22 protein-coding genes are annotated in these 23,282 nt (G+C 56.3%); 16 read left to right on the forward strand and 6 right to left on the reverse strand.

Annotated features, from left to right (window positions below; genetic code table 11):
- Positions 1-876: an ABC transporter permease gene (locus IB212_RS04560; RefSeq protein ID WP_041911143.1), complete on the forward strand. Its 876-nt coding sequence runs from the start codon at positions 1-3 to the stop codon at positions 874-876.
- Positions 877-885: 9 nt separating this feature from the next.
- A complete protein-coding gene (locus tag IB212_RS04565; RefSeq protein WP_188245856.1) occupies positions 886-2,487 on the forward strand; it encodes a gamma-glutamyltransferase family protein in 1,602 nt (533 codons plus the stop codon).
- 56 nt (positions 2,488-2,543) lie between these two features.
- Here IB212_RS04565 and IB212_RS04570 read toward each other — a convergent pair whose 3' ends face one another.
- A complete protein-coding gene (locus tag IB212_RS04570; RefSeq protein WP_041911141.1) occupies positions 2,544-3,314 on the reverse strand; it encodes an amidohydrolase in 771 nt (256 codons plus the stop codon).
- Between the two features lie 108 nt (positions 3,315-3,422).
- Positions 3,423-5,867: an acyl-CoA dehydrogenase FadE gene (fadE, locus tag IB212_RS04575; RefSeq protein ID WP_028012072.1), complete on the reverse strand. Its 2,445-nt coding sequence runs from the start codon at positions 5,865-5,867 to the stop codon at positions 3,423-3,425.
- 239 nt (positions 5,868-6,106) lie between these two features.
- Here fadE and lpcA point away from each other — a divergent pair, with 239 nt between their 5' ends.
- Positions 6,107-6,685, forward strand: coding sequence for a D-sedoheptulose 7-phosphate isomerase (lpcA, locus tag IB212_RS04580; protein ID WP_003863232.1), 579 nt, complete (start codon positions 6,107-6,109; stop codon positions 6,683-6,685).
- Between the two features lie 48 nt (positions 6,686-6,733).
- The gene (locus tag IB212_RS04585) at positions 6,734-7,501 is read left to right on the forward strand and encodes a class II glutamine amidotransferase (protein ID WP_028012073.1); all 768 of its coding nucleotides are present in this window, start codon (positions 6,734-6,736) and stop codon (positions 7,499-7,501) included.
- Here the strand turns inward: IB212_RS04585 and dpaA are convergent.
- Positions 7,472-8,212 (reverse strand): peptidoglycan meso-diaminopimelic acid protein amidase, encoded by a 741-nt coding sequence (gene dpaA / locus IB212_RS04590; RefSeq protein ID WP_041911140.1) that lies wholly within the window; start codon positions 8,210-8,212, stop codon positions 7,472-7,474. The genes IB212_RS04585 and dpaA overlap by 30 nt on opposite strands.
- 298 nt (positions 8,213-8,510) lie before the next feature.
- On the opposite strand from dpaA, the gene IB212_RS04595 reads away from it, so the two are divergent.
- The 7 genes from IB212_RS04595 to nqrM are packed head-to-tail and all read left to right on the forward strand — an operon-like array spanning position 8,511 to position 14,550.
- Positions 8,511-9,854, forward strand: coding sequence for a Na(+)-translocating NADH-quinone reductase subunit A (locus IB212_RS04595; protein WP_045630676.1), 1,344 nt, complete (start codon positions 8,511-8,513; stop codon positions 9,852-9,854).
- Between the two features lie 2 nt (positions 9,855-9,856).
- Positions 9,857-11,092, forward strand: a complete 1,236-nt coding sequence (locus IB212_RS04600) for an NADH:ubiquinone reductase (Na(+)-transporting) subunit B (protein WP_188245850.1) — start codon at positions 9,857-9,859, stop codon at positions 11,090-11,092.
- Positions 11,085-11,879: a Na(+)-translocating NADH-quinone reductase subunit C gene (locus tag IB212_RS04605; protein WP_041911137.1), complete on the forward strand. Its 795-nt coding sequence runs from the start codon at positions 11,085-11,087 to the stop codon at positions 11,877-11,879. The genes IB212_RS04600 and IB212_RS04605 overlap by 8 nt, the downstream gene beginning before the upstream one ends.
- Positions 11,872-12,510: an NADH:ubiquinone reductase (Na(+)-transporting) subunit D gene (locus IB212_RS04610; protein ID WP_028012078.1), complete on the forward strand. Its 639-nt coding sequence runs from the start codon at positions 11,872-11,874 to the stop codon at positions 12,508-12,510. Before IB212_RS04605 ends, IB212_RS04610 begins: the two co-directional genes overlap by 8 nt.
- Before the next feature lie 6 nt (positions 12,511-12,516).
- Positions 12,517-13,113, forward strand: coding sequence for an NADH:ubiquinone reductase (Na(+)-transporting) subunit E (nqrE, locus tag IB212_RS04615; RefSeq protein WP_003863217.1), 597 nt, complete (start codon positions 12,517-12,519; stop codon positions 13,111-13,113).
- A 10-nt stretch (positions 13,114-13,123) separates the two neighbouring features.
- Positions 13,124-14,347 carry an NADH:ubiquinone reductase (Na(+)-transporting) subunit F gene (nqrF, locus tag IB212_RS04620; RefSeq protein WP_041911136.1) on the forward strand — a complete coding sequence of 408 codons (1,224 nt, stop codon included), beginning with the start codon at positions 13,124-13,126 and terminating at the stop codon, positions 14,345-14,347.
- 2 nt (positions 14,348-14,349) lie between these two features.
- The gene (gene nqrM, locus IB212_RS04625; RefSeq protein WP_041911135.1) at positions 14,350-14,550 is read left to right on the forward strand and encodes a (Na+)-NQR maturation NqrM; all 201 of its coding nucleotides are present in this window, start codon (positions 14,350-14,352) and stop codon (positions 14,548-14,550) included.
- A 30-nt stretch (positions 14,551-14,580) separates the two neighbouring features.
- On the opposite strand, the gene IB212_RS04630 is transcribed toward nqrM, so the two are convergent.
- Entirely contained in the window at positions 14,581-15,444 is an 864-nt protein-coding gene (locus IB212_RS04630) for a glycerophosphodiester phosphodiesterase family protein (protein WP_188245851.1), read from the reverse strand.
- Positions 15,445-15,602: 158 nt separating this feature from the next.
- Here IB212_RS04630 and dinB point away from each other — a divergent pair, with 158 nt between their 5' ends.
- Entirely contained in the window at positions 15,603-16,661 is a 1,059-nt protein-coding gene (gene dinB, locus IB212_RS04635; RefSeq protein WP_041911133.1) for a DNA polymerase IV, read from the forward strand.
- A 55-nt stretch (positions 16,662-16,716) separates the two neighbouring features.
- Here the strand turns inward: dinB and pepD are convergent, their stop codons facing one another.
- A complete protein-coding gene (gene pepD, locus IB212_RS04640; protein ID WP_041911132.1) occupies positions 16,717-18,174 on the reverse strand; it encodes a cytosol nonspecific dipeptidase in 1,458 nt (485 codons plus the stop codon).
- Positions 18,175-18,434: 260 nt separating this feature from the next.
- On the opposite strand from pepD, the gene gpt reads away from it, so the two are divergent.
- The 3 genes from gpt (at position 18,435) to crl (ending at position 20,701) form a co-directional block, all read left to right on the forward strand.
- Positions 18,435-18,893, forward strand: coding sequence for a xanthine phosphoribosyltransferase (gpt, locus tag IB212_RS04645; RefSeq protein ID WP_003863205.1), 459 nt, complete (start codon positions 18,435-18,437; stop codon positions 18,891-18,893).
- A gap of 104 nt (positions 18,894-18,997) precedes the next feature.
- Positions 18,998-20,242: an esterase FrsA gene (frsA, locus tag IB212_RS04650; protein ID WP_028012084.1), complete on the forward strand. Its 1,245-nt coding sequence runs from the start codon at positions 18,998-19,000 to the stop codon at positions 20,240-20,242.
- A 57-nt stretch (positions 20,243-20,299) separates the two neighbouring features.
- The gene (crl, locus tag IB212_RS04655; RefSeq protein WP_008500249.1) at positions 20,300-20,701 is read left to right on the forward strand and encodes a sigma factor-binding protein Crl; all 402 of its coding nucleotides are present in this window, start codon (positions 20,300-20,302) and stop codon (positions 20,699-20,701) included.
- 111 nt (positions 20,702-20,812) lie between these two features.
- On the opposite strand, the gene phoE is transcribed toward crl, so the two are convergent.
- Positions 20,813-21,865, reverse strand: coding sequence for a phosphoporin PhoE (gene phoE / locus IB212_RS04660; RefSeq protein WP_028012086.1), 1,053 nt, complete (start codon positions 21,863-21,865; stop codon positions 20,813-20,815).
- Positions 21,866-22,170: 305 nt separating this feature from the next.
- Between phoE and proB the strand changes: the two genes are divergently transcribed.
- Positions 22,171-23,274, forward strand: coding sequence for a glutamate 5-kinase (proB, locus tag IB212_RS04665; protein ID WP_014882684.1), 1,104 nt, complete (start codon positions 22,171-22,173; stop codon positions 23,272-23,274).
- Positions 23,275-23,282: the final 8 nt, after the last annotated feature.

Here is a 23,282-nt window from a genome sequence, read left to right on the forward strand (position 1 = left end):
ATGGCGGAACTGACGACGCAAACCGTAGCCCCCGCGCTGCCGCGCGCGCAGAACCGGGTGCTGAAGAAATTCCTCGGCAATAAAAGCGCGGTGATTGGCGCGCTTGTGGTGGGTTTCTTTGTGCTGGTGGCGCTGCTGGCGCCGTGGATCGCCCCGTTTGACCCGGTTAAAGCCAACTTCCTCGCGGTGCGCAAAGCGCCGTCAGCGATGTACTGGTTCGGCACCGACGAGCTGGGGCGCGACATTTTGTCCCGCATTATCTGGGGAGCGCGAACCTCGCTGATGGCGGGCTGTATGTCGGTGGTTATCGCGGTGGTCATCGGCGTGCCGCTGGGGCTGGTGGCGGGCTACTTCCAGAAGATGTGGGACGGCGTCATCTCGCGCTTTATCGAGGCGCTGCTGGCCTGTCCGTTCCTGATCATGGCGATCGCGCTGGGGGCATTTTTAGGCCCGAGCCTGACCAACGCGATGATCGCCATCGGTCTTTCGGCGATGCCGATCTTCGCCCGCCTGACGCGCGGGCAGGTGATCGCCATTCGCAACGAAGAGTACATCGACGGCGCGCGGGCGATTGGCCTGCCGGATCGCTGGATCATCATCAAATACGTTCTGCCAAACGTGATGTCGCCGATCCTGGTTCAGGCCACGCTGGCCATTGCCTCGGCGATTATTGCCGAAGCCAGCCTGTCGTTTTTAGGGCTGGGGCAGCAGCCGCCCAATCCGTCCTGGGGGTCCATGCTCAATACCGCGAAAGGTTTCCTTGAGCAGGCGCCGTGGATGTCCGTTTTCCCCGGCGTGGCGATTTTCCTTGCCGTGCAGGGCTTTAATTTACTTGGCGACGGGCTGCGCGATGCGCTCGATCCGCGCCACGACTAAGGAGTCATGATGACCAAAGCGCTTGATTTTACATCCGGTTACGCTTCACGCCGCCCGCCGATGATGGGCCACAACGCCGTTGCCACTTCGCAGCCGCTGGCGGCGCAGGCGGGAATGAAAATGCTGCAGCTGGGTGGCAACGCCGTCGATGCGGCCATTGCCACCGCCATGGCGCTGACCGTTGTTGAGCCGACCGGCAACGGCATCGGCAGCGACGCCTTTGCCATCGTCTGGGACGGTGAAAAACTTCACGGCCTGAACGCGTCCGGGCGCTCGCCGGCCAGCTGGCATGCGGATCTGTTTGCCGGTAAAAGCGCAGTGCCGGAAATCGGCTGGGACGCGGTGACGGTGCCGGGTGCGGTGTCGGGCTGGGTGGCCCTGGCAGAACGCTTCGGCACGCTACCGCTGACCACGCTGGCGCAGCCTGCGATTGACTACGCGCGCAACGGCTTCCCGGTCTCGCCGCTGATTGGTCATCTCTGGCAGCGCGGCTATAACAAGCTGAAAGATCAGCCGGGCTTTAGCGCCTGCTTCGCGCCGGAAGGCCGCGCCCCGCGCGTGGGGGAGATCTTCCGTAATCCAGCGCAGGCTCATTCGCTGGAGCTGATTGCCAAAACCAACGGTGAAGCCTTTTACCGTGGTGAGCTGGCGCAGAAAATCGCCGCCTTCGCCCAGGAGCATGGCGCGCACCTGTCAGCGGAAGATCTGGCAAACCATCGCGTGGACTGGGTTGACCTGCTGTCGCGCGACTTCGCGGGCGGCTCGGTACAGGAGCTGCCGCCAAACGGGCAGGGGATCGCCACGCTGATTGCGCTCGGTATTCTGGAGCAGTGCGGCATTGAGAAACATCATCCGGACTCCGTGCAGTCTCTGCACTTATCCATTGAAGCCATGAAGCTGGCGCTGGCGGATCTCGACCGCTACGTGGCGGATGAAGAACATATGGAGTTCGCAGCAAAAGAGCTGCTGAGCGACCACTATCTGAAGTCGCGTGCGGCGCTTATCGATCGCGATAACGCCTCTGACTTTGTGTACGGTTCACCGACGCAGAGCGGCACGGTCTACATCAGCACCGCGGACGCCAGCGGGATGATGGTTTCGTTTATCCAGTCCAACTTTATGGGCTTCGGTTCAGGCATTGTGGTGCCGGATACCGGAATCAGCCTGCAAAACCGCGGCTGCGGCTTTGTGCTCGATCCCAAACACCCGAACGCGCTGGCGGGCAGCAAGCGTCCTTTCCACACCATCATTCCGGGCTTTGCGATGGACGGCAACGGCCAGCCGCTGATGTCCTTCGGCGTGATGGGCGGCCCGATGCAGGCGCAGGGGCATATGCAGATGGCGCTGCGCATCATGCTGCACGGGCAAAACCCGCAGGCGGCCATCGACGCGCCGCGCTGGCGCGTGGTGCAGGGCAGGGAGGTGATTGTTGAATCGACGTTCGATCGCAACACCATTGCCGCGCTGCGCGAGCGCGGGCATCAGATCGTGATGGAAGATCCGCTCCAGGATTACAACTTCGGCGGTGCGCAGGTGATCTATCGTATGCCGGAAGGGCACTACGTGGCCGCGACGGAGAGCCGCAAGGACGGGCAGGCGTTAGTGAGTTAAAAGAAGCGAGCAACATTGGTAGGCCGGGTAAGGCGTAGCCGCCACCCGGCATTTTTTCACCCAATGCTAAACGGATCCGCATCCTGCCACGCCGGGAACTTCTCCCGATACTCCTTCAGCGCCGTCAACGACAGCTCCGCATCAATGCGCGTCGCCTGATGCGGTTCGGCGGTGGCAATAATCTCGCCCTGCGGATTCACCACCCGGCTGTCGCCGCGATAGTGGTGGCCGTTGCCGTCCGTCCCCACGCGGTTACAGCCCACCACGTACGCCTGGTTTTCAATCGCGCGAGCCACCAGCAGCGCCTGCCAGTGCAGCGAGCGCGGCGCGGGCCAGTTGGCGACGTACAGCGCCAGGTCGTAATCGTTGCGGTTGCGCGACCATACCGGGAAGCGCAGGTCGTAGCAGACCAGCGGCAGGATGCGCCAGCCGCGCCACTCGAACACCACGCGTTCGTTACCGGCTTCATAATGATGATGTTCATCGGCCATGCGGAACAGGTGGCGTTTATCGTAAAAATGCACCTTTCCTTCCGGCTCAACCAGCAGGAAGCGGTTCACCGGGCCGCGTTCCGTCTGCAGTGCGGCGCTCCCGGCGATCAGCGCGTTGGTTTGCTGCGCTTTGGCATGCATCCAGGCGACCACCTCTTCCTGGGGCATCGACTGTTTCGCCGCTTCCATCGCAAAGCCGGTGGTAAACATCTCCGGCAGGACAATCACATCTCGCCCGGTAATCTCTTCCAGTTGACGATCAAAGTGGCGCAGGTTGGCAGGGCCATCCATCCACACTAAAGGCTGCTGCAAAATCGAAATCTTCAAACCAGGCACGATACAGACTCCTCAAACGACCCCTTTTTGACACTGTAGCACGTCATTACGAGAAAATGTGGCAATAAAAAACCCCGCACCGGGCGGGGTTTGTCAGAGCGAAGCGGGTTATGCCGCTTCAGGTTTGCGGTGCTTCTCCGGCAGCTTTACCGGCTGCGTCGCCAGCTCTTCCGGTTCGAAATCATCCACGTTAATACTGCGCAGACGGCTCTCTTCGGCTTTCACCAGCAGCGCAGCTTCGTCGTTATTGATAATGCCACCGGCCAGCGCCTGTTTCGCCAGTTCGTCCAGACGGGTAAACGGCAGGTTTTTACCCAGCTGTTTGCAGATTTTCTGGTGAATCGGGTCGGCGGCCATCACGTCCAGCAGCGCCTCTTCCAGCAGGCCCACCGGGTTATGCGGCGTTGGTGCCAGATACTGACCGCGGCCAATGCGGGAGCGGGTGGCGCTCGGAACCTGCAGGATCTTCGCCACTTTGTGGTCCAGCTTGTCGGACGGCGCCAGATGATGACGACCGGTCGGGAAGATCACCACGCGCAGAGCGCCAGCCACGAAGCGGTTCGGGAAGTTCGCCAGCAGGTCGTCAATCGCCTGTTCCGCCTGATACATCGCATCCTGCACGCCCCAGTGCACCAGCGGCAGATCCGCTTCCTGACGGCCTTCGTCGTCGTAGCGTTTCAGCACCGCAGAGGCCAGGAAGATCTGGCTCAGCACGTCGCCCAGACGGGCGGAGATACGCTCGCGACGCTTCAGGCTACCGCCCAGCACCGCCATGGAAACATCAGACAGCAGAGCCAGGTTGGCGCTCAGACGGTTCAGATGCTGGTAGTAACGTTTGGTCGCATCGCCGGTTGGCGTCGCGCTGGTCAGGCCGCGCGTCAGGCCCAGCCAGAAGCTCCGCACCTTGTTGCTGCCCACGTGACCGATATGTTTGAACAGCAGTTTGTCGAAGGCGTCCACGTCGTTATTCTGCGCAGCGGCCATCTCTTCCAGCACGTACGGATGGCAGCGAATCGCCCCCTGGCCGAAGATCATCATGCTGCGGGTCAGGATGTTGGCCCCTTCCACAGTGATGGCAATCGGTGCGCCCTGATAGCCGCGCGCCAGGAAGTTGCCTTCGCCGAGCATAATACCTTTACCGCCCGCGATATCCATCGCGTCAATAATCGACTGCTGCGCGCGATGGGTACAGTGGTACTTCACAATCGCGGACAGCACGGCCGGTTTTTCGCCCAGCATGATGCCGTAGGTAATCAGGGATGCAGCGGCGTCCATTACGTAAGCGTTGCCCGCGATGCGCGCCAGCGGCTCTTCGATACCTTCCATCTTGCCGATGGAGATTTTGAACTGACGGCGAATGTGGGCATAAGCGCCAATTCCCATCGCGACGGACTTCAGGCCGCCGGTTGAGTTCGACGGCAGGGTAATACCGCGACCCACCGACAGACATTCCACCAGCATGCGCCAGCCCTGACCGGCCATTTTCGGGCCGCCGATGATGTAGTCAATCGGCACGAAGATATCCTGGCCGCGGGTCGGACCGTTCTGGAACGGCACGTTCAGCGGGAAGTGACGACGGCCAATTTCCACACCCGGCGTCGAGGTTGGGATCAGCGCACAGGTAATGCCCAGATCTTCTTCACCGCCCAGCAGTTTTTCCGGGTCGGAGAGCTTAAAGGCCAGGCCCAGCACGGTGGCGATAGGCGCCAGGGTGATATAGCGTTTGTTCCAGGTCAGGCGCATGCCCAGCACCTGCTGGCCCTGCCACTCGCCCATACAGACCACGCCGGTATCCGGGATTGCGCCTGCATCGGAGCCTGCTTCCGGGCTGGTCAGCGCGAAGCACGGGATTTCCTGACCGCGCGCCAGTCGCGGCAGATAGTGATCTTTCTGCTCTTCCGTACCGTAGTGCTGCAGCAGTTCGCCCGGGCCTAAGGAGTTCGGTACGCCGACGGTAATCGCCAGGATCCCGGAAACGCCCGCCAGCTTTTGCAGCACGCGAGCCTGCGCGTAAGCGGAGAACTCAAGACCGCCGTACTCTTTCTTAATGATCATCGCGAAGAAGCGATGCTCTTTCAGGTACGCCCACAGCTCCGGCGGCAGGTCGGCCATTTCGTGGGTAATAGCAAAGTCGTTCGCCATGCGGCACGCTTCTTCCACCGGGCCGTCAATAAAGGCCTGTTCTTCGGCGGTCAGGCGCGGCTGCGGATAGTTGTGCAGCTTTTTCCAGTCCGGGTTGCCCTGGAACAGGTCGCCTTCCCACCAGGTGGTGCCCGCATCAATCGCTTCTTTCTCGGTGCGCGACATCGGCGGCATCACTTTGCGGAAGCCTTTAAATACCGGCGCGGAGATCATCGACTTACGCATCGGGGCCAGGTTAAACGGCAGCAGAATGATGGCAAGAGGGACCAAAATCCAGATATTCCAGAGACCTGCGACGCCAAGCGCAGCCGTCCAGGCCAGAAGAATCAGGCTGCTCAGGAATAAACTGACGCGGTGATAGAACAACACACCGAGCAGTACAACGGTTGCGAGAATGCTCAAAATCATCATAAAGAAAAGCTCCCTTGCTTGTAGGAGGTCTGACCACTTGTGATGATATGGTTGTAGTTGATGTGAATTCCTTTAGCAATGTGTTTACAAAATAATTACAACCTGGTTCACATTGTTCGCGTTTTCGTCGGCACAAAAAATCAAAACGCCGGATGATTCGCATGGCTTTAGCTTCTCGCTTTTCCCGCTATCCGGTACACTCCACTGTGTTATTTCATCAATACTGAAGGATTATCCTCATGTACCAGGATCTTATTCGTAACGAACTGAACGAAGCGGCGGAAACGCTGGCGAACTTTCTGAAAGATGATGCCAATATTCACGCTATTCAGCGCGCGGCGGTCCTGCTGGCCGACAGTTTTAAGGCCGGTGGCAAAGTGCTCTCCTGCGGTAACGGCGGTTCCCACTGTGACGCCATGCACTTCGCCGAAGAGCTGACCGGACGCTATCGCGAAAACCGTCCGGGCTACCCGGCGATTGCGATTTCCGACGTGAGCCACATCTCCTGCGTAGGCAACGACTTCGGTTACGACCACATCTTTTCCCGCTACGTTGAGGCAGTAGGCCGTGAAGGCGACGTGCTGCTGGGTATCTCTACCTCCGGTAACTCCGCCAACGTGATCAAAGCGATCGCCGCCGCACGCGAAAAAGGGATGAAGGTCATCACCCTGACCGGGAAAGATGGCGGTAAGATGGACGGTACGGCGGATATCGAAATTCGCGTTCCGCACTTCGGCTATGCTGATCGCGTTCAGGAAATTCACATCAAAGTGATCCACATCCTGATCCAGCTGATCGAAAAAGAGATGGTTAAGTAAGACTTCGCTGGGGGGCACCGGTGCCCCCCGCTGTTGTGGAGGTGATGTATGTGCGAACTGCTCGGGATGAGCGCCAATGTGCCAACCGATATCTGCTTTAGCTTCACCGGGCTGGTTCAGCGCGGTGGGGGAACCGGGCCGCATAAAGACGGCTGGGGCATCACCTTCTACGAAGGCAAAGGGTGTCGCACGTTCAAAGATCCACAGCCCAGTTTTAACTCACCGATTGCCAAACTGGTGCAGGACTATCCCATTAAATCCTGTTCGGTGATCGCGCATATTCGCCAGGCAAACCGCGGCGAAGTTGCGCTGGAAAATACCCATCCCTTTACCCGCGAGCTGTGGGGCCGTAACTGGACCTACGCGCACAACGGGCAGCTTACGGGCTATAAATCTCTGGAAACGGGCAACTTCCGCCCGGTGGGCGAAACGGACAGCGAGAAGGCCTTCTGCTGGCTGCTGCATAAGCTGACGGAACGATATCCGCGCACGCCCGGCAATATGGCCGCCGTATTTAAATACATCGCGACGCTGGCAGCCGAATTGCGTGAAAAAGGCGTGTTTAACATGCTGTTGTCTGACGGACGCTACGTGATGGCGTTCTGCTCGACGAATCTCTTCTGGATCACGCGCCGTGCGCCGTTTGGCGTTGCTACGCTGCTCGATCAGGATGTGGAGATAGATTTTCAGAAAGAGACCACACCGAACGATGTGGTCACCGTTATTGCAACGCAGCCGCTGACGGGCAACGAAACCTGGCAAAAGATTATGCCAGGCGAGTGGGTGCTATTTTGTCTCGGGGACCGTGTAATTTGACGCCAGCTGCGGGTGGACGACTTCGTGGCTCAGCGGTTTGCTGACCACGTAACGGCCATCGACGATAGAGACTACCGGCGGCTTGTGGGTCTGCTCAAAGTAGTCATAACCCGGCTTCAGCTGTTTCCAGAAATCGGCGTAGTAAGAGTACTTATGGCGCGCCATATTGGCATCGGTCATGCGGAACGGATAGATGCTGACCTGAACGTTAGGCTGCCCAAAGACCAGTGCGCCGGTTACGAACTGGAAAATCTCATCAATGCCGGAGTCGGTCATCGCGTAGCAGCCGACAGACACGCAGGCACCGTGGATCATCAGGTATTTCCCTTCATAACCGTGAGCACGGTCATAGGCGTTCGGGAAACCGATGTTGATGGCTTTATAGAAGCGGCTATCCGGCTTTAACTGGTTACGCTGAACGTTGTAAAAACCTTCCGGGCTTTTGAAATCGCCCTGACGCTGTTTCGGGCCCAGCCCGCCGGAATAGTTACAAATTTTGTAGCTATCAAGCAGCTGATATGTTTCGCCCATTTTTACAAACAGATCGAGCGTGCGCTCTTCCTTGAAGATTTGAATATAAACCGGGGATCCCATTAACTGCTGTTTATATTCTTTGCTGATCGGCGTGGTGGAGCTGTTGCTGCTGAGCAGCCCGGCAAACGACATGCACGGAATCAGAAGCATCGCAATGAACAATGCGATTTTACGCATACTACAAATTCCTTGATAAAACCTGGACTAACTTGCCAGGACGGCAAAAGAGACCCGAAATCAGATTATTCTGTTAGGTGCGCTCACATTAGCACCGCTATAGATTTTCGCAAGAGCCGGGCGGTGAGTTTACAAATTAGTTTTACTTTATAAACCATCAAAAATGCGCTGGCTCCAGGAACTTTGCGTAATAGCTCGCATTTTGGCGCGCCCGACGGTGGATCCCCTGCCCGAGAGAAGGGGAAAATGTTACACTTTGCGCCCACTGGATTGTTGTTTATGGAAACCTGCTAACCACATGTTTAAAATAAAAAAAGGACTTAATTTGCCGATTGCAGGCGTGCCTGAGCAGCACGTCTCGTGTGGCGCAAGCGTCCGTCATGTCGCAATTTTAGGTGACGATTATCTGGGCATGCGTCCTTCAATGCTGGTGCAGGAGGGCGATCGCGTGATCAAAGGGCAAGCGCTCTTTGAAGACAAAAAAAATCCCGGCGTCATGTTCACGGCCCCCGCCAGCGGCACCGTGGTAGCGATCAACCGCGGCGAGCGTCGCGTGCTGCAGTCGGTGGTAATTCGCATTGAAGGCGATGAACAGCGTGAGTTTGCTCGTTATGATGCGGCAGACCTCGCGACGCTTAGCCGCGAAGATGTGCAGGCTCAGCTGCTCGCATCCGGCCTGTGGACGGCGCTGCGTACGCGTCCTTTCAGCAAATCCCCCGTTCCTGATACCGCCCCGGCTGCCATTTTCGTGACGGCCATCGACACCAACCCGCTCAGCGCAGACCCGCAGCCCATTATCCTGGCGCAGCGTAAAGCCTTTGATGCCGGGCTGACCGTTCTGACTCGCCTGACGCCCGGAAAAGTGCACGTTTGCCAGGCCAGCGGCGGCAAGCTTGGCGGCCATCCGCAGGGGCAGGTTACGTTTAATGAATTTTCCGGCCCGCATCCGGCGGGTCTGGTCGGGACCCATATCCACTTCCTTGAGCCGGTAAGCCTTAAAAAACAGGTTTGGCACCTTAATTATCAGGATGTCATTGCCATCGGTAAACTCTTTACTACGGGTGAACTCTGCGCTGAACGGATTATCGCTATCGGCGGGCCGCAGGCCGCAAACCCGCGTCTGGTTAAGACGCTTCTGGGAGCAGACATTAATGAACTGCTGGCAGGGGAACAGAAAGAGGGTGAAAACCGCCTCATTTCCGGTTCGGTACTCAGCGGCCGCCGCGCTGTCAATGCGCACGCGTACCTGGGACGTTTCCATCTTCAGGTGAGCGTCGTTCTTGAAGGGCGTGAGAAAGAGCTGTTCGGCTGGGTTCTGCCTGGCGCAGAAAAATACTCCGTCACCCGCACCACGCTTGGCCACTTTCTGCGTCATAAGCTCTTTAACTTCTCTACCAGCACAAACGGCGGCGAGCGCGCGATGGTTCCGATTGGCAACTACGAACGAGTAATGCCGCTGGATATTCTGCCTACCGTGCTGCTGCGCGATCTTCTGGCAGGCGATACCGACGGCGCGCAGGCGCTCGGTTGCCTGGAACTGGATGAAGAAGATCTGGCGCTCTGTACCTATGTGTGTCCGGGTAAATACGAATATGGACCCGTATTGCGCGAGGTGTTAACCCGCATTGAGCAGGAAGGATAACCATGGGCTTAAAACACCTCTTCGAAAAAATTGAGCCGCATTTTACCGAGGGTAAACTGAAGAAGTACTACCCGCTGTATGAAGCGACGACGACTATTTTCTACACTCCGGGTCTGGTGACGAAAGGTGCAGCGCACGTTCGCGATGCCATCGACCTGAAACGCATGATGATCCTGGTGTGGTTTGCGGTTTTCCCGGCCATGTTCTGGGGCATGTACAACGTTGGTCTGCAAACCATTCCGGCGCTGCATCATATGTACGACGCTCAGCAGCTGACGCAGGTGATCCAGTCTGACTGGCACTATCGTCTGGCGCAGTCACTGGGCGTCAGCTTTGCGGCTGATGCAGGCTGGGTCAGCATGATGACGCTGGGGGCCGTCTTCTTCCTGCCGATCTACATGACCGTCTTTATCGTGGGCGGCTTCTGGGAAGTGCTGTTCGCCATCATCCGCAAACACGAGATCAACGAAGGCTTCTTTGTTACCTCCATTCTGTTTGCGCTGATTGTTCCGCCGACTCTGCCGCTCTGGCAGGCGGCGATGGGGATCAGCTTTGGCGTGGTGATTGCCAAAGAGATTTTCGGCGGCACCGGTCGTAACTTCCTCAACCCGGCGCTGGCGGGGCGTGCGTTCCTGTTCTTTGCTTACCCGGCGCAGATTTCGGGCGACCTGGTGTGGACGGCTGCGGACGGTTTCTCCGGCGCGACGCCGCTTTCTCAGTGGGCGGCAGGTGGCGGCGAAACGCTGGTCAACAATGCTACCGGCCAGCCCGTAACCTGGTTCGACGCGTTTCTTGGCAACATTCCGGGCTCCATTGGCGAAGTATCTACCCTGATGATTTTGATCGGCGGGGCCATCATCCTCTTTGGCCGCGTGGCCTCCTGGCGCATCGTCGCGGGCGTTATGCTCGGCATGGTGCTTACCGCCACGCTGTTCAACCTCATTGGTTCAGACACGAACCCGATGTTCTCCATGCCGTGGTACTGGCACCTGGTGCTGGGAGGCTTTGCGTTTGGCATGATGTTCATGGCAACCGATCCCGTCTCGGCCTCCTTTACCGACAGGGGGAAATGGTGTTACGGCGCGCTCATTGGCGTGATGTGTGTACTGATTCGCGTGGTCAACCCGGCCTATCCGGAAGGGATGATGTTGGCCATTCTGTTTGCCAACCTGTTTGCGCCGCTGTTCGATTACCTGGTCGTGCGCGCCAACATTAAGCGGAGGAAGGCGCGTGGCTGAGGTTAAAAATAACGACAGCATCAGCAAAACGCTGCTGGTGGTTTTGGTACTGTGTCTGGTCTGTTCCATCGTGGTTGCCGGTTCCGCCGTAGGGTTGAAACCGCTACAGCAGGAACAGCGCGCGCTGGATAAACAGCGCAACATCCTGGCCGTGGCCGGGCTGATGCAGGAAGGCATGACGAAGGACGACGTCGCGGCCGTGTTTGCTGAACGCATTACCGCACGGCTGGTGGATTTAAAAACCGGCGAGCTGATGGATAAAGACCCGGCGAAATATAACCAGGCGCTGGCATTAAAGGATCCACAGATGAGCACCGTGCTTGACGCCTCGCAGGATCCGGCTGGCATTAAGCGCCGCAGCAATGTGGCGGAGATTTACCTCGTTCGTGACGAGCAGAAGCGCATACAGGAAATCGTGTTGCCCATCTACGGCAACGGCTTATGGTCAATGATGTATGCGTTTGTGGCACTGGATACCGATGGCCGCACGGTCAAAGGTATTACTTATTACGATCAGGGCGAAACGCCGGGGCTGGGTGGCGAAGTGGAAAATCCTAACTGGCGTGCGCAGTTTATCGGTAAAAAAGTGCTCAATGATAACGGTCAACCTGCGCTGAAGGTGGTGAAAGGAGGCGCGCGTCCTGGGGATGAATTCGCCGTTGACGGTCTTTCCGGCGCCACACTCACCTCTAACGGGGTGCAGCACAGTTTTGATTTCTGGATGGGTGAACTGGGCTTTGGTCCCTTCCTGAAGAACGTACGTGAAGGAGCGCTGAACAATGGCTGATACGGGTGAACTGAAAGAAGTTAAAAAGGTGCTGATTGGCCCACTTTTAGCCAATAACCCGATAACCCTGCAGGTGCTGGGTGTGTGCTCGGCTCTGGCGGTAACGACCAAGCTGGAAACGGCGGTGGTGATGACGCTGGCGGTAACGCTGGTGACGGCGTTTTCCAGCATGTTTATCTCGATGATCCGCCACCACATCCCCAACAGCGTGAGGATCATCGTGCAGATGGCGATCATCGCCTCGCTGGTGATCGTGGTCGATCAGCTGCTGCGCGCTTTCGCCTACGAAACCTCGAAGCAGCTTTCGGTGTTTGTCGGCCTGATTATCACCAACTGCATCGTGATGGGGCGCGCTGAAGCCTACGCCATGAAAATGCCGCCGCTGGCGAGCTTTATGGACGGTATCGGCAACGGCCTGGGCTACGGCGTGATCCTCCTGACGGTCGGTTTCCTGCGCGAGCTGATTGGCAGCGGCAAGCTGTTTGGCGTTCAGGTGCTGGATACGGTACAGAACGGCGGCTGGTATCTGCCGAACGGCCTGTTCCTGCTGGCCCCAAGCGCATTTTTCATTATCGGTTTGCTGATCTGGCTGATTCGTACGCTGAAGCCTGAGCAGCAGGAAAAGGAGTAACCGACAATGGCTCATTACCTGAGTTTATTTGTGCGCGCGGTGTTTGTTGAAAACATGGCGCTCGCCTTCTTCCTGGGCATGTGTACGTTCCTTGCCGTCTCTAAAAAGGTCTCGACGGCATTTGGCCTGGGCGTGGCGGTCACCGTTGTGCTGGGGCTTTCGGTTCCGATTAACAACCTGGTGTTCAACTTCGTGCTGCGGGACGGCGCGCTGGTGGAAGGCGTCGATCTTAGCTTCCTGAACTTCATCACCTTCATCGGGGTGATTGCGGCGCTGGTACAAATCCTGGAGATGATCCTCGATAAGTATTTCCCGTCGCTGTACAACGCGCTGGGGATCTTCCTGCCGCTGATCGCGGTGAACTGCGCCATCTTCGGTGGCGTCTCGTTTATGGTTCAGCGCGATTACAACTTCAGTGAATCGGTGGTGTACGGCTTCGGTTCCGGTATCGGCTGGATGCTGGCGATTGTCACTATGGCGGGGATCCGTGAAAAAATGAAATATGCCAACGTGCCTGCGGGGCTGCGTGGCTTAGGGATCACCTTTATCACCACCGGCCTGATGGCGTTGGGCTTTATGTCCTTCTCCGGTGTGCAGCTATAAGGGTTAACAGATGGAAATTATTCTTGGCGTGGTGATGTTCACGCTGATAGTACTGGTGCTGTCAGGACTGATTCTGGCGGCGCGCGCAAAGCTGGTTAATTCCGGGGATGTGATCATTGATATCAATGACGATCCGCAGAACCAGATCCGCACTCCGGCAGGGGACAAGCTGCTTAATACGCTCTCGGGCAACGGGATTTTTGTCTCGTCAGCCTGCGGTGGAGGCGGCTCATGCGGGCAGTGCCGTGTGACGGTGAAAGAGGGGGGCGGTGATATTCTGCCTACTGAACTGTCGCATATCACGAAGCGTGAAGCGAAAGAGGGTTGCCGTCTGGCGTGTCAGGTCGCGGTGCGCCAGAACATGAAGATTGAGCTGCCGGAAGAGATCTTCGGCGTGAAAAAATGGGAGTGCGAGGTTATCTCGAACGATAACAAAGCCACGTTCATTAAAGAGCTTAAGCTGCGTGTCCCTGAAGGGGAGAGCGTCCCGTTCCGTGCAGGTGGGTATATCCAGATTGAGTGTCCGGCGTACACCGTGGCGTATGCGGACTTCGACGTGCCCGATGAGTACCGGGCCGACTGGGATAAATTTAATCTCTTCCGCTTTGTTTCCGAGGTAAAAGAGCCCGCGCTGCGCGCCTATTCCATGGCTAACTACCCGGAAGAGAAGGGCATTATCATGCTCAACGTGCGTATCGCCACGCCGCCGCCAAACGTGCCTGACGCGCCGCCGGGCGTGATGTCGTCGTATATCTGGTCCCTTAAGCCAGGCGACAAGGTGACGATCTCCGGTCCGTTCGGCGAGTTTTTTGCTAAAGATACCGACGCGGAAATGGTCTTTATCGGCGGCGGTGCGGGTATGGCCCCTATGCGCTCGCACATCTTTGACCAGCTCAAGCGTCTCGGCAGCAAGCGTAAAATCAGCTTCTGGTACGGTGCGCGCTCGCTGCGCGAAATGTTCTACGACGATGAATTTGAACAGCTGGCGCGTGAGAATCCGAACTTTACCTTCCACGTGGCGCTCTCCGATCCGCAGCCGGAAGATAACTGGACGGGCTATACGGGCTTCATTCACAACGTGCTGTATGAAAACTACCTCAAACAGCACCCGGCTCCGGAAGACTGCGAGTTCTATATGTGTGGTCCGCCAATGATGAACGCCGCCGTGATCAAGATGCTCAAAGATCTCGGCGTGGAAGATGAAAACATCCTCCTTGATGATTTCGGAGGCTGATTATGTTGACCTTTCTGGCAACCTTTGCGGTATTTTTGCTGGTGGTGTTCGGTATGTCTTTAGGCTGGATCATCAAGCGTAAAAGCATTCAGGGCAGCTGTGGAGGTATCTCTTCCATCGGAATGGAAAAGGTGTGCGACTGCCCCGAACCGTGCGATGCGCGTAAAAAGCGCATGGCACGGGACCAGCAGAGGATCATCTAGGAAAAGGCCGCTTCGTGCGGCCTTTATCATTTATTTTGCCCAGCTTTTGGCTTTGGCTGGTGAGTCTACAAGAACCCCTTCGGCACCCAGTGTTTTCGCCTTCTGGTAATCCTCTTCAGAGTTCACGCCGATAAAAATCAGATGGGCATTGCCCTGAGAGCGGAAGCAGTCAACGGCCTCTTTGTCCCACGTTAATGTTGCAGGAGAGACACCTTCGCCTAAGGTGAATTTCTCGACCACTTCTACTTTTCGGTTTAACTCAAGCCCATACCAGTAATCGTCCATTTTTTGTGAAGGAGGCAGACATTCATGGCTCAACGAAATCGTGGCCAGACGCGTTCGGGTTTCGCTGCGCGTGACAAAGCGGGGGATTTCGACAGGCAATGCTTCCATATAGCGATCTTCGGTTGAATAAACGCGAACGCGATTCAGGCTGTTGGTCTCTTTCAATACGTTAAGCAGCGCGTTGCCCATGGTCGCCGGATCGGCATCCGGAGATTTGATGTCAATGAAAAAACGCGTATCTGGCCAGGCGCTCAGCACCGACTTCAGCGTCGGTATCGGGGAATTAAGCAGGCTTTCCGGCAGGCCCTTATCTTTCCACTTCACGCTGGCATCCGCTTTTGCCAGTTCTTCAGCGGTATACTGTGACACCTTTCCCTGCAGATTGGTTAACGCTTTCAGATCGGCAGGTCGATAGAGAACCGGTACGCCATCCCGACTGAGCTGCACGGTTATCCAGACGATATCTGTTTTGTTTTCGAGGGCGAGCTTAATGGCTGGCAGGGTATTTTCAGGTGCATCCGCAGTCCCGCCCCGGTGGGCAACGATCGCAGGGCTAGCAGATGCAGCACTCGCCAGAAACAGTAACGAAATCGAGAGAATTTTCTTCATGAATAATTACGCTCCATTGATTTTCTAAATGTATGTATATAAAGGTTTTATTACGAATGTTTGTAACACGTTTATATGACAACCGTGAGTAAGGAAAATAGCTGACGCATTTTTTGCCTTTTGTTATACTGTATATAAATACATGTGTGGTATGACCGATGCGCAAAATAATCCATGTCGATATGGACTGCTTTTTTGCCGCAGTGGAGATGCGTGACAACCCGGCGCTGCGGGATATTCCCATCGCCATTGGCGGCAGCCGCGTTCAGCGCGGTGTGATCAGCACCGCCAACTATCCTGCACGCAAATTTGGCGTGCGCAGCGCCATGCCGACGGCGATGGCGCTGAAACTGTGTCCGCACCTTACTCTTTTGCCCGGGCGCTTTGACGCCTATAAAGAAGCCTCAAACCATATACGCGAAATCTTCTCCCGCTACACCTCACTGATTGAACCGCTTTCGCTGGACGAAGCCTATCTGGACGTCACCGACAGCCTGCACTGTCACGGCTCCGCTACCCTGATGGCGCAGGAGATCCGCCAGACCATTTTCAACGAGTTGAATCTCACCGCGTCGGCAGGCGTCGCGCCGGTAAAATTTCTCGCCAAAATTGCTTCCGATTTAAATAAACCCAACGGTCAGTACGTCATCACCCCTGAAGAGGTCCCGGCGTTTTTAAAAACGCTGCCGCTTGGCAAAATCCCCGGCGTAGGCAAAGTCTCCGCCGCGAAGCTGGAAAGTATGGGGTTACGCACCTGCGAAGACGTGCAGCGAAGCGACCTGGCTATGCTGCTCAAGCGCTTTGGGAAGTTTGGCCGCGTGCTGTGGGAGCGCAGTCAGGGCATTGACGATCGTGATGTAAACAACGAACGGCTTCGTAAATCGGTCGGGGTTGAGCGCACGCTGAGCGAAGACATCCATGACTGGTCGGAATGCGAAACCATTATTACGGAACAGCTCTATCCGGAGCTGGAACGACGCCTGATCAAAGTAAAGCCTGATTTACTGATTGCCCGACAGGGCATCAAGCTGAAATTTAACGACTTTCAGCAGACGACGCAGGAGCACGTCTGGCCGCGCCTGAACAAAGAAGATCTTATCGCAACGGCGAAAAAGGCGTGGGAAGAACGACGAGGCGGACGAGGGGTGAGGCTGGTGGGACTGCACGTCACGCTGCTGGATCCGCAGCTGGAGCGTCAGCTGGTTTTGGGATTGTAGATTACACTCATCGTAGGCCCGGCAAGCGTAGCGCCGCCGGGCAACAGACGACAAATTACTTTGCAGGGATCGCCTTCAGCAGTTCCGTCAACAGCGTCCAGTAATGGCCGACGCTTTCAATATGAACCTGCTCATCCGGCGAGTGTGGACCGGTAATGGTTGGCCCGATGGAAACCATGTCCATGTCCGGATACGGCTTCTTAAACAGACCACATTCCAGACCCGCGTGGATCACCTGGATGTTCGGGGTGCTGTTGAACAGACGCTGATAAGTTTCACGCACCAGCGCCATCACCGGAGAGCTTGCATCCGGCTGCCAGCCAGGGTAGCTGCCTTTGGCGGAGGTTTTCGCGCCCGCCAGCGCACCCAGAGATTCCAGCATGCTTACTACATACTCTTTACCGCTGTCGATCAGGGAGCGGATCAGGCAGATAATTTCCGCGCTGTCGTCGCTCATGGTCACCACGCCCACGTTCAGAGAGGTTTCCACCACGCCTTTCGCCACGTCAGAATTGCGAATCACGCCGTTTGGCGTCGCGTTCAGCAGCTGAACGAAGCTGTCGCGAGACTGCGCGGTCAGGGCGGCTTTATCCGTAGACACGGATTCCAGCACCACGGTCAGGTTCTTCTCTTTCGCCGACAGTTCGTTTTTCAGGATATCCAGGTAGACGCTGGAGAGTTTTTTCAGCTCGTCCGCTTTCGCCGCTGACACCGCCACGGTGGCAAAGGCTTCGCGTGGGATCGCGTTGCGCAGGGTGCCGCCGTTGAAGTCCACCAGACGCAGGTCCAGCTCGGCCGCGTGGCCCGCCAGGAAGCGTGCCAGCAGTTTGTTGGCGTTGCCGAGACCCAGATGAATGTCGCCGCCAGAGTGGCCGCCTTTCAGCCCTTTCAGCGTCAGCTTGAAGGTCTGGAAGCCAGCAGGGATCGCTTCGCGTGACAGCGGCAGGGTAGAGATGAAATCAATCCCGCCCGCGCAGCCCATGTAGATCTCACCTTCTTCTTCGGAGTCGGTGTTGATCAGGATATCTGCCTGCAGCCAGTTCGCCTGCAGACCGAACGCGCCGTCCATGCCCGCTTCTTCGGTCATGGTCAGCAGCACTTCCAGCGGACCGTGTTCAACGCTGTCGTCAGCCAGCACCGCCAGCGCAGAGGCCATACCGATGCCGTTGTCCGCGCCCAGGGTGGTACCGCGCGCTTTTACCCAGTCGCCGTCGATGTACGGCTGGATTGGGTCTTTAGTGAAGTCGTGAACGGTGTCGTTGTTTTTCTGTGGCACCATGTCCAGGTGCGCCTGCAGTACAACCGGTTTACGGTTTTCCATGCCTGCGGTAGCCGGTTTGCGGATCAGAATGTTGCCAACCTGGTCGCGCTCTGCGTGCAGACCTTTTTCCTTCGCCCAACCCATAATATGTTCGGCAAGCTGTTCTTCATGGTAGGAAGGGTGTGGAATGGAGCAAATTTTGGCAAAAATATCCCACAGCGGCTGCGGAGATAATTGAGACAGTTCAGACACGATAAGTCTCCTTGTCGAGGCGCTGCAAACAGGGTTGCAGGCCACAGGGTTAGCAGGTTAATAGTTACCACAAGACAGGCTTGCGAGATGCAACTGAGAATACCACTTTCTCTGCTGGCTGGTAGCATAAAGCATGTAAAAACTCAGGCAGGGAGCGCTAAACACTGGTTTTTAGTGCGCCAGATCTCTATAATCTCGCGCAACCTATTTCCCCCTCGAACACTTTTTAAGCCGTATAAAAACAGGCTGGGACACTTCACATGAGCGAAAAATACGTCGTCACCTGGGACATGTTGCAGATTCACGCACGCAAACTGGCTGCGCGTCTGATGCCTTCCGAACAGTGGAAAGGCATTATTGCCGTCAGCCGTGGCGGTCTGGTACCGGGGGCGCTGCTGGCACGTGAGCTGGGTATTCGTCATGTCGATACCGTCTGCATCTCCAGCTATGACCATGATAACCAGCGTGAGCTGAAAGTGCTGAAACGCGCTGAAGGCGACGGTGAAGGCTTCATCGTTATCGACGATCTGGTGGATACCGGCGGTACTGCGGTCGCTATTCGCGAAATGTATCCAAAAGCGCACTTCGTGACGATCTTTGCGAAGCCTGCTGGCCGTCCGCTGGTCGACGATTACGTGATTGATATCCCACAGGATACCTGGATTGAACAGCCGTGGGATATGGGCGTGGTCTTCGTACCGCCTATTTCTGGCCGTTAATTTCAGTACGTAACTTTACACGCCCGGCTATGCCGGGCGTTGTTCTTTTTATCCCGCCACGCGTTACAATGGGCACTATATGACGTATCCATGGAGGCAACGCAATGACGCAGGCAAATCTCACCGAGACGCTTTTCAAACCCCGTTTCAAACACCCTGAAACGTCGACGCTGGTCCGTCGGTTTAATCCGGGAACCATGCCTGCCGTCCAGTCTGCGTTAGACGGTAAAAACGTGCCCCACTGGTATCGCATGATTAACCGCCTGATGTGGATCTGGCGCGGTATCGATCCCCGTGAAATCCTCGACGTGCAGGCGCGTATCGTAATGAGCGAGTCGGAGCGTACCGACAGCGAGCTCTACGACACGGTGGTGGGCTACCGGGGCGGGAACTGGATCTACGAATGGTCTAAACAGGCGATGCTCTGGCAGCAAAAAGCCAGCCAGGAAGAGGATGCCACGCGAAGCGGCAAGCACTGGCTGCATGCGGCCAACCTCTACGCCATCGCCGCCTATCCGCATTTGAAAGGGGATGAGCTGGCCGAGCAGGCTCAGGCGCTGGCGAATCGTGCCTATGAGGAAGCTGCTCAACGTCTGCCGGGTCAGATGCGCGAGCTTGAGTTCGCCGTTCCGGGCGGTGCGCCCGTCACCGGGTTCCTGCACATGCCTGAAGGCGACGGCCCGTTCCCGACCGTGCTAATGTGCGGCGGGCTGGATTCCCTGCAAATCGACTATTACAGCCTGTATGAGCGCTACTTCGCACCAAAAGGGATCGCGATGCTGACGCTCGATATGCCTTCTATTGGATTCTCATCGAAGTGGAAGTTAACGCAGGATTCGAGCCTGCTGCACCAGCATGCGCTTAAAGCGCTGGAAAATGTTCCGTGGGTTGACCACACCCGCGTCGCGGCGTTCGGCTTCCGTTTTGGTGCCAACGTTGCGGTGCGTCTGGCTTACCTTGAATCTTCACGTCTGAAGGCCGTCGCCTGCCTGGGCCCGGTGGTTCACGCCCTGCTCAGCGATCCTGCCCGTCAGGGCAGCGTGCCGGAGATGTATCTGGACGTCCTTGCCAGTCGCCTTGGCATGCATGATGCCTCAGACGAAGCGCTGCGCGTTGAGCTCAATCGCTACTCGTTAAAAACGCAAGGGTTGCTGGGACGCCGCTGCCCGACGCCGATGCTGTCCGGTTTCTGGAAAAACGATCCGTTCAGCCCGGAGGAAGAGTCACGCTTAATCACTTCGTCATCTGCGGATGGCAAATTGCTTGAGGTGCCGTTCAGCCCGGTGTATCAGAATTTTGACAAAGCCTTGAAAGAGATCACGCGCTGGATCGCCCAGAGAGTGTGTTAATAGATTGCTAAATTTCGCTGGTTTGGTAAAACAGTGGCTTCACAAAAGGAGATCGCAATGACGTTACCGAGTGGACACCCGAAAAGTAGGCTGATTAAGAAATTTATGGCTCTCGGCCCGTATATTCGAGAAGAGCAGTGTGAAGAGAATCGCTTTTTTTTCGACTGCCTGGCTGTTTGCGTCAACGTGAAGCCTGCACCCGAAAAACGTGAATTCTGGGGCTGGTGGATGGAAATGGAAGCAGAGGAGAAACGTTTTACGTATAGCTACCAGTTTGGCCTGTTTAACAAAGACGGCAACTGGCAGGCCACGACCATCAAAGATCAGGAAGTGATCGATCGCCTGGAATACACCCTGAAAGAGTTCCACGACAAAGCGAGCGCGCTGCTGGCCACCCTGGACCTTAAGTTCGAGCCTGCGGATGACTTTTCCAGCGAAGCGGTGAAGCTGACCGCGTAATGGTTTCTCCCTCTTCCTGTGAAAGAGGGCCGGGGGGAGGGCAGCAGACCGCATTTATCCTGGGCAAAAAAATCCCGGCTTGTATGCCGGGATTTTCTTATCTGGATAATCTTAGAACTGATATGTCACACCCAGCGCAACGATATCATCGCTGCTCACGCCCAGCTTATTATCGTCGTCAATCTGGTTGATTTTATAATCAACAAACGCGGACATGTTTTTGTTGAAGTAATACGTGGCGCCCACGTCAATATATTTCACGATATCTTCGTCGCCAATGCCTTCGATATCCTTGCCTTTGGACTGTACATAACCCACGGATGGGCGCAGACCAAAGTCAAACTGATATTGTGCAACCACTTCGAAGTTTTGCGCTTTATTTGCAAAACCACCGGAGATAGGGGCCATATTGCGGGTTTCAGAATAAATAGTGGCCAGGTAAATATCGTTCGCGTCGTATTTCAGACCGGTTGCCCAGCCCTCGGCTTTTTTACCTTCACCGCGCGCCTGCAGGTTCTGCGCGTTGGTGCGATCGGAGCTGGCATAAGCACCAATGACGGAGAAATCGCTGCCGCCGAAGTCATAGGCCAGAGACGTACCAAAGCCGTCACCGTTCTGCTTTTTCACGTCGCGGTTTTCGTTTTTGCCCTGGTACTGCAGGGTCATATCAAGACCGTCTACCATGCCAAAGAAGTCGGTATTGCGGTAGGTGGCCAGTCCGGAGGCACGTTTCGTCATGAAGTTGTCGGTCTGTGCCAGGCCGTCACCGCCGAACTCAGGGAACATATCGGTGTATGCCGCGACGTCATAAAGCGCGCCCAGGTTACGACCATAATCCAGTGAACCAAAGTCTTTCAGTTTAATACCGGCGAATGCCAGACGAGTTTTCTGCGAGGAGTCACTCTCCGCTTTGTTACCGGCGAATTCAGCTTCCCAACGGCCATAGCCCGTCAGCTGATCGTTAATCTGGGTTTCGCCTTTAAAACCGAAACGAACGTAAGTCTGGTCACCATCTTTGGTGTCATCATCACTGATATAGTGCATAGCTTTCACTTTGCCGTACACGTCCAGTTTATTACCGTTTTTATTATAAACTTCTGCTGCGTGAACAGATGCGGAAGCCACCACGCCCATAACCACTAATGCCAGAGTGCTCTTTTTCATTTTCGATCCTGTCTTATAAACGCGCTTTAAAAATTCGCTGGACGGTAAGCTGATGCTTTAGTCCCGTGAAAAAACAGGAAGGGTTTTATCGTTCTGGAATGAAACTTTTATGACAAACTAAGAATAATTTTAAAAAACTGTGATTTATTATTACGGTAATAAATTTGTCAAATTCTGCCGCTACGCTTCCTGATCCCGCGCAACAAAGTGCCTGGTGATGCACTAAGGCAGTTGGCAACCGGGCTGACTCCTGTTAAAACGTTCGTTCGACATTACTTTCCCTTATCGTTGAACGGCAGAGAATCATGAGTGACAGCCAGACGCTGGTGGTAAAACTCGGTACCAGTGTGTTAACAGGCGGATCGCGCCGCCTAAATCGCGCCCACATTGTTGAGCTTGTACGTCAATGCGCTCAGCTGCATGCCGCAGGGCACCGTATTGTGATTGTGACCTCCGGGGCGATTGCCGCCGGGCGTGAACACCTGGGTTATCCCGAACTCCCCGCGACGATCGCCTCTAAACAGCTGCTGGCCGCCGTGGGACAAAGCCGACTCATTCAACTCTGGGAACAGCTGTTCTCTATCTACGGTATTCACGTCGGGCAGATGCTGCTGACACGTGCGGATATGGAAGACCGGGAGCGCTTCCTGAATGCCCGCGATACCCTGCGCGCGCTGCTGGACAACAATATTGTTCCCGTTATCAACGAAAACGATGCCGTTGCCACCGCTGAAATAAAAGTGGGCGATAACGATAACCTCTCTGCGCTGGCCGCCATCCTGGCCGGTGCCGATAAACTCCTGCTTCTGACCGATCAGCAGGGGCTGTTCACCGCCGACCCGCGCTCCAACCCGGAAGCCGAGCTGATTACCGATGTTCATGGTATCGACGATGCGCTGCGCGCCATCGCCGGTGACAGCGTGTCCGGCCTCGGAACGGGCGGGATGGGGACCAAGCTGCAGGCCGCCGACGTGGCGTGCCGCGCCGGTATCGACACCATCATTGCCGCGGGCAGCCGCCCTGGCGTGATTGGCGACGTGATGGAAGGCATTTCCGTTGGCACCCGCTTCCACGCCCAGGAATCCCCGCTGGAGAACCGCAAGCGCTGGATCTTTGGCGCGCCGCCTGCCGGTGAACTCACCGTTGATGAAGGGGCAACCGCGGCGATTCTGGAACGAGGGAGTTCATTGCTTCCTAAAGGAATTAAAAGCGTGACAGGCAACTTCTCCCGTGGTGAAGTGATCCGCATCCGTAACCTTGAAGGTCGCGACATCGCGCATGGCGTAAGCCGCTATAACAGCGATGCCCTGCGCCGCATTGCGGGCCACCACTCGCAGCAGATCGACGCTATTCTGGGCTATGAATATGGCCCGGTTGCCGTGCATCGCGATGACATGATTATTCGTTAAGGAGCCAG

The sequence above is a fragment of the Enterobacter sp. E12 genome, from assembly GCF_014596715.2.
In the GTDB taxonomy this organism is placed as follows: domain Bacteria; phylum Pseudomonadota; class Gammaproteobacteria; order Enterobacterales; family Enterobacteriaceae; genus Enterobacter; species Enterobacter bugandensis.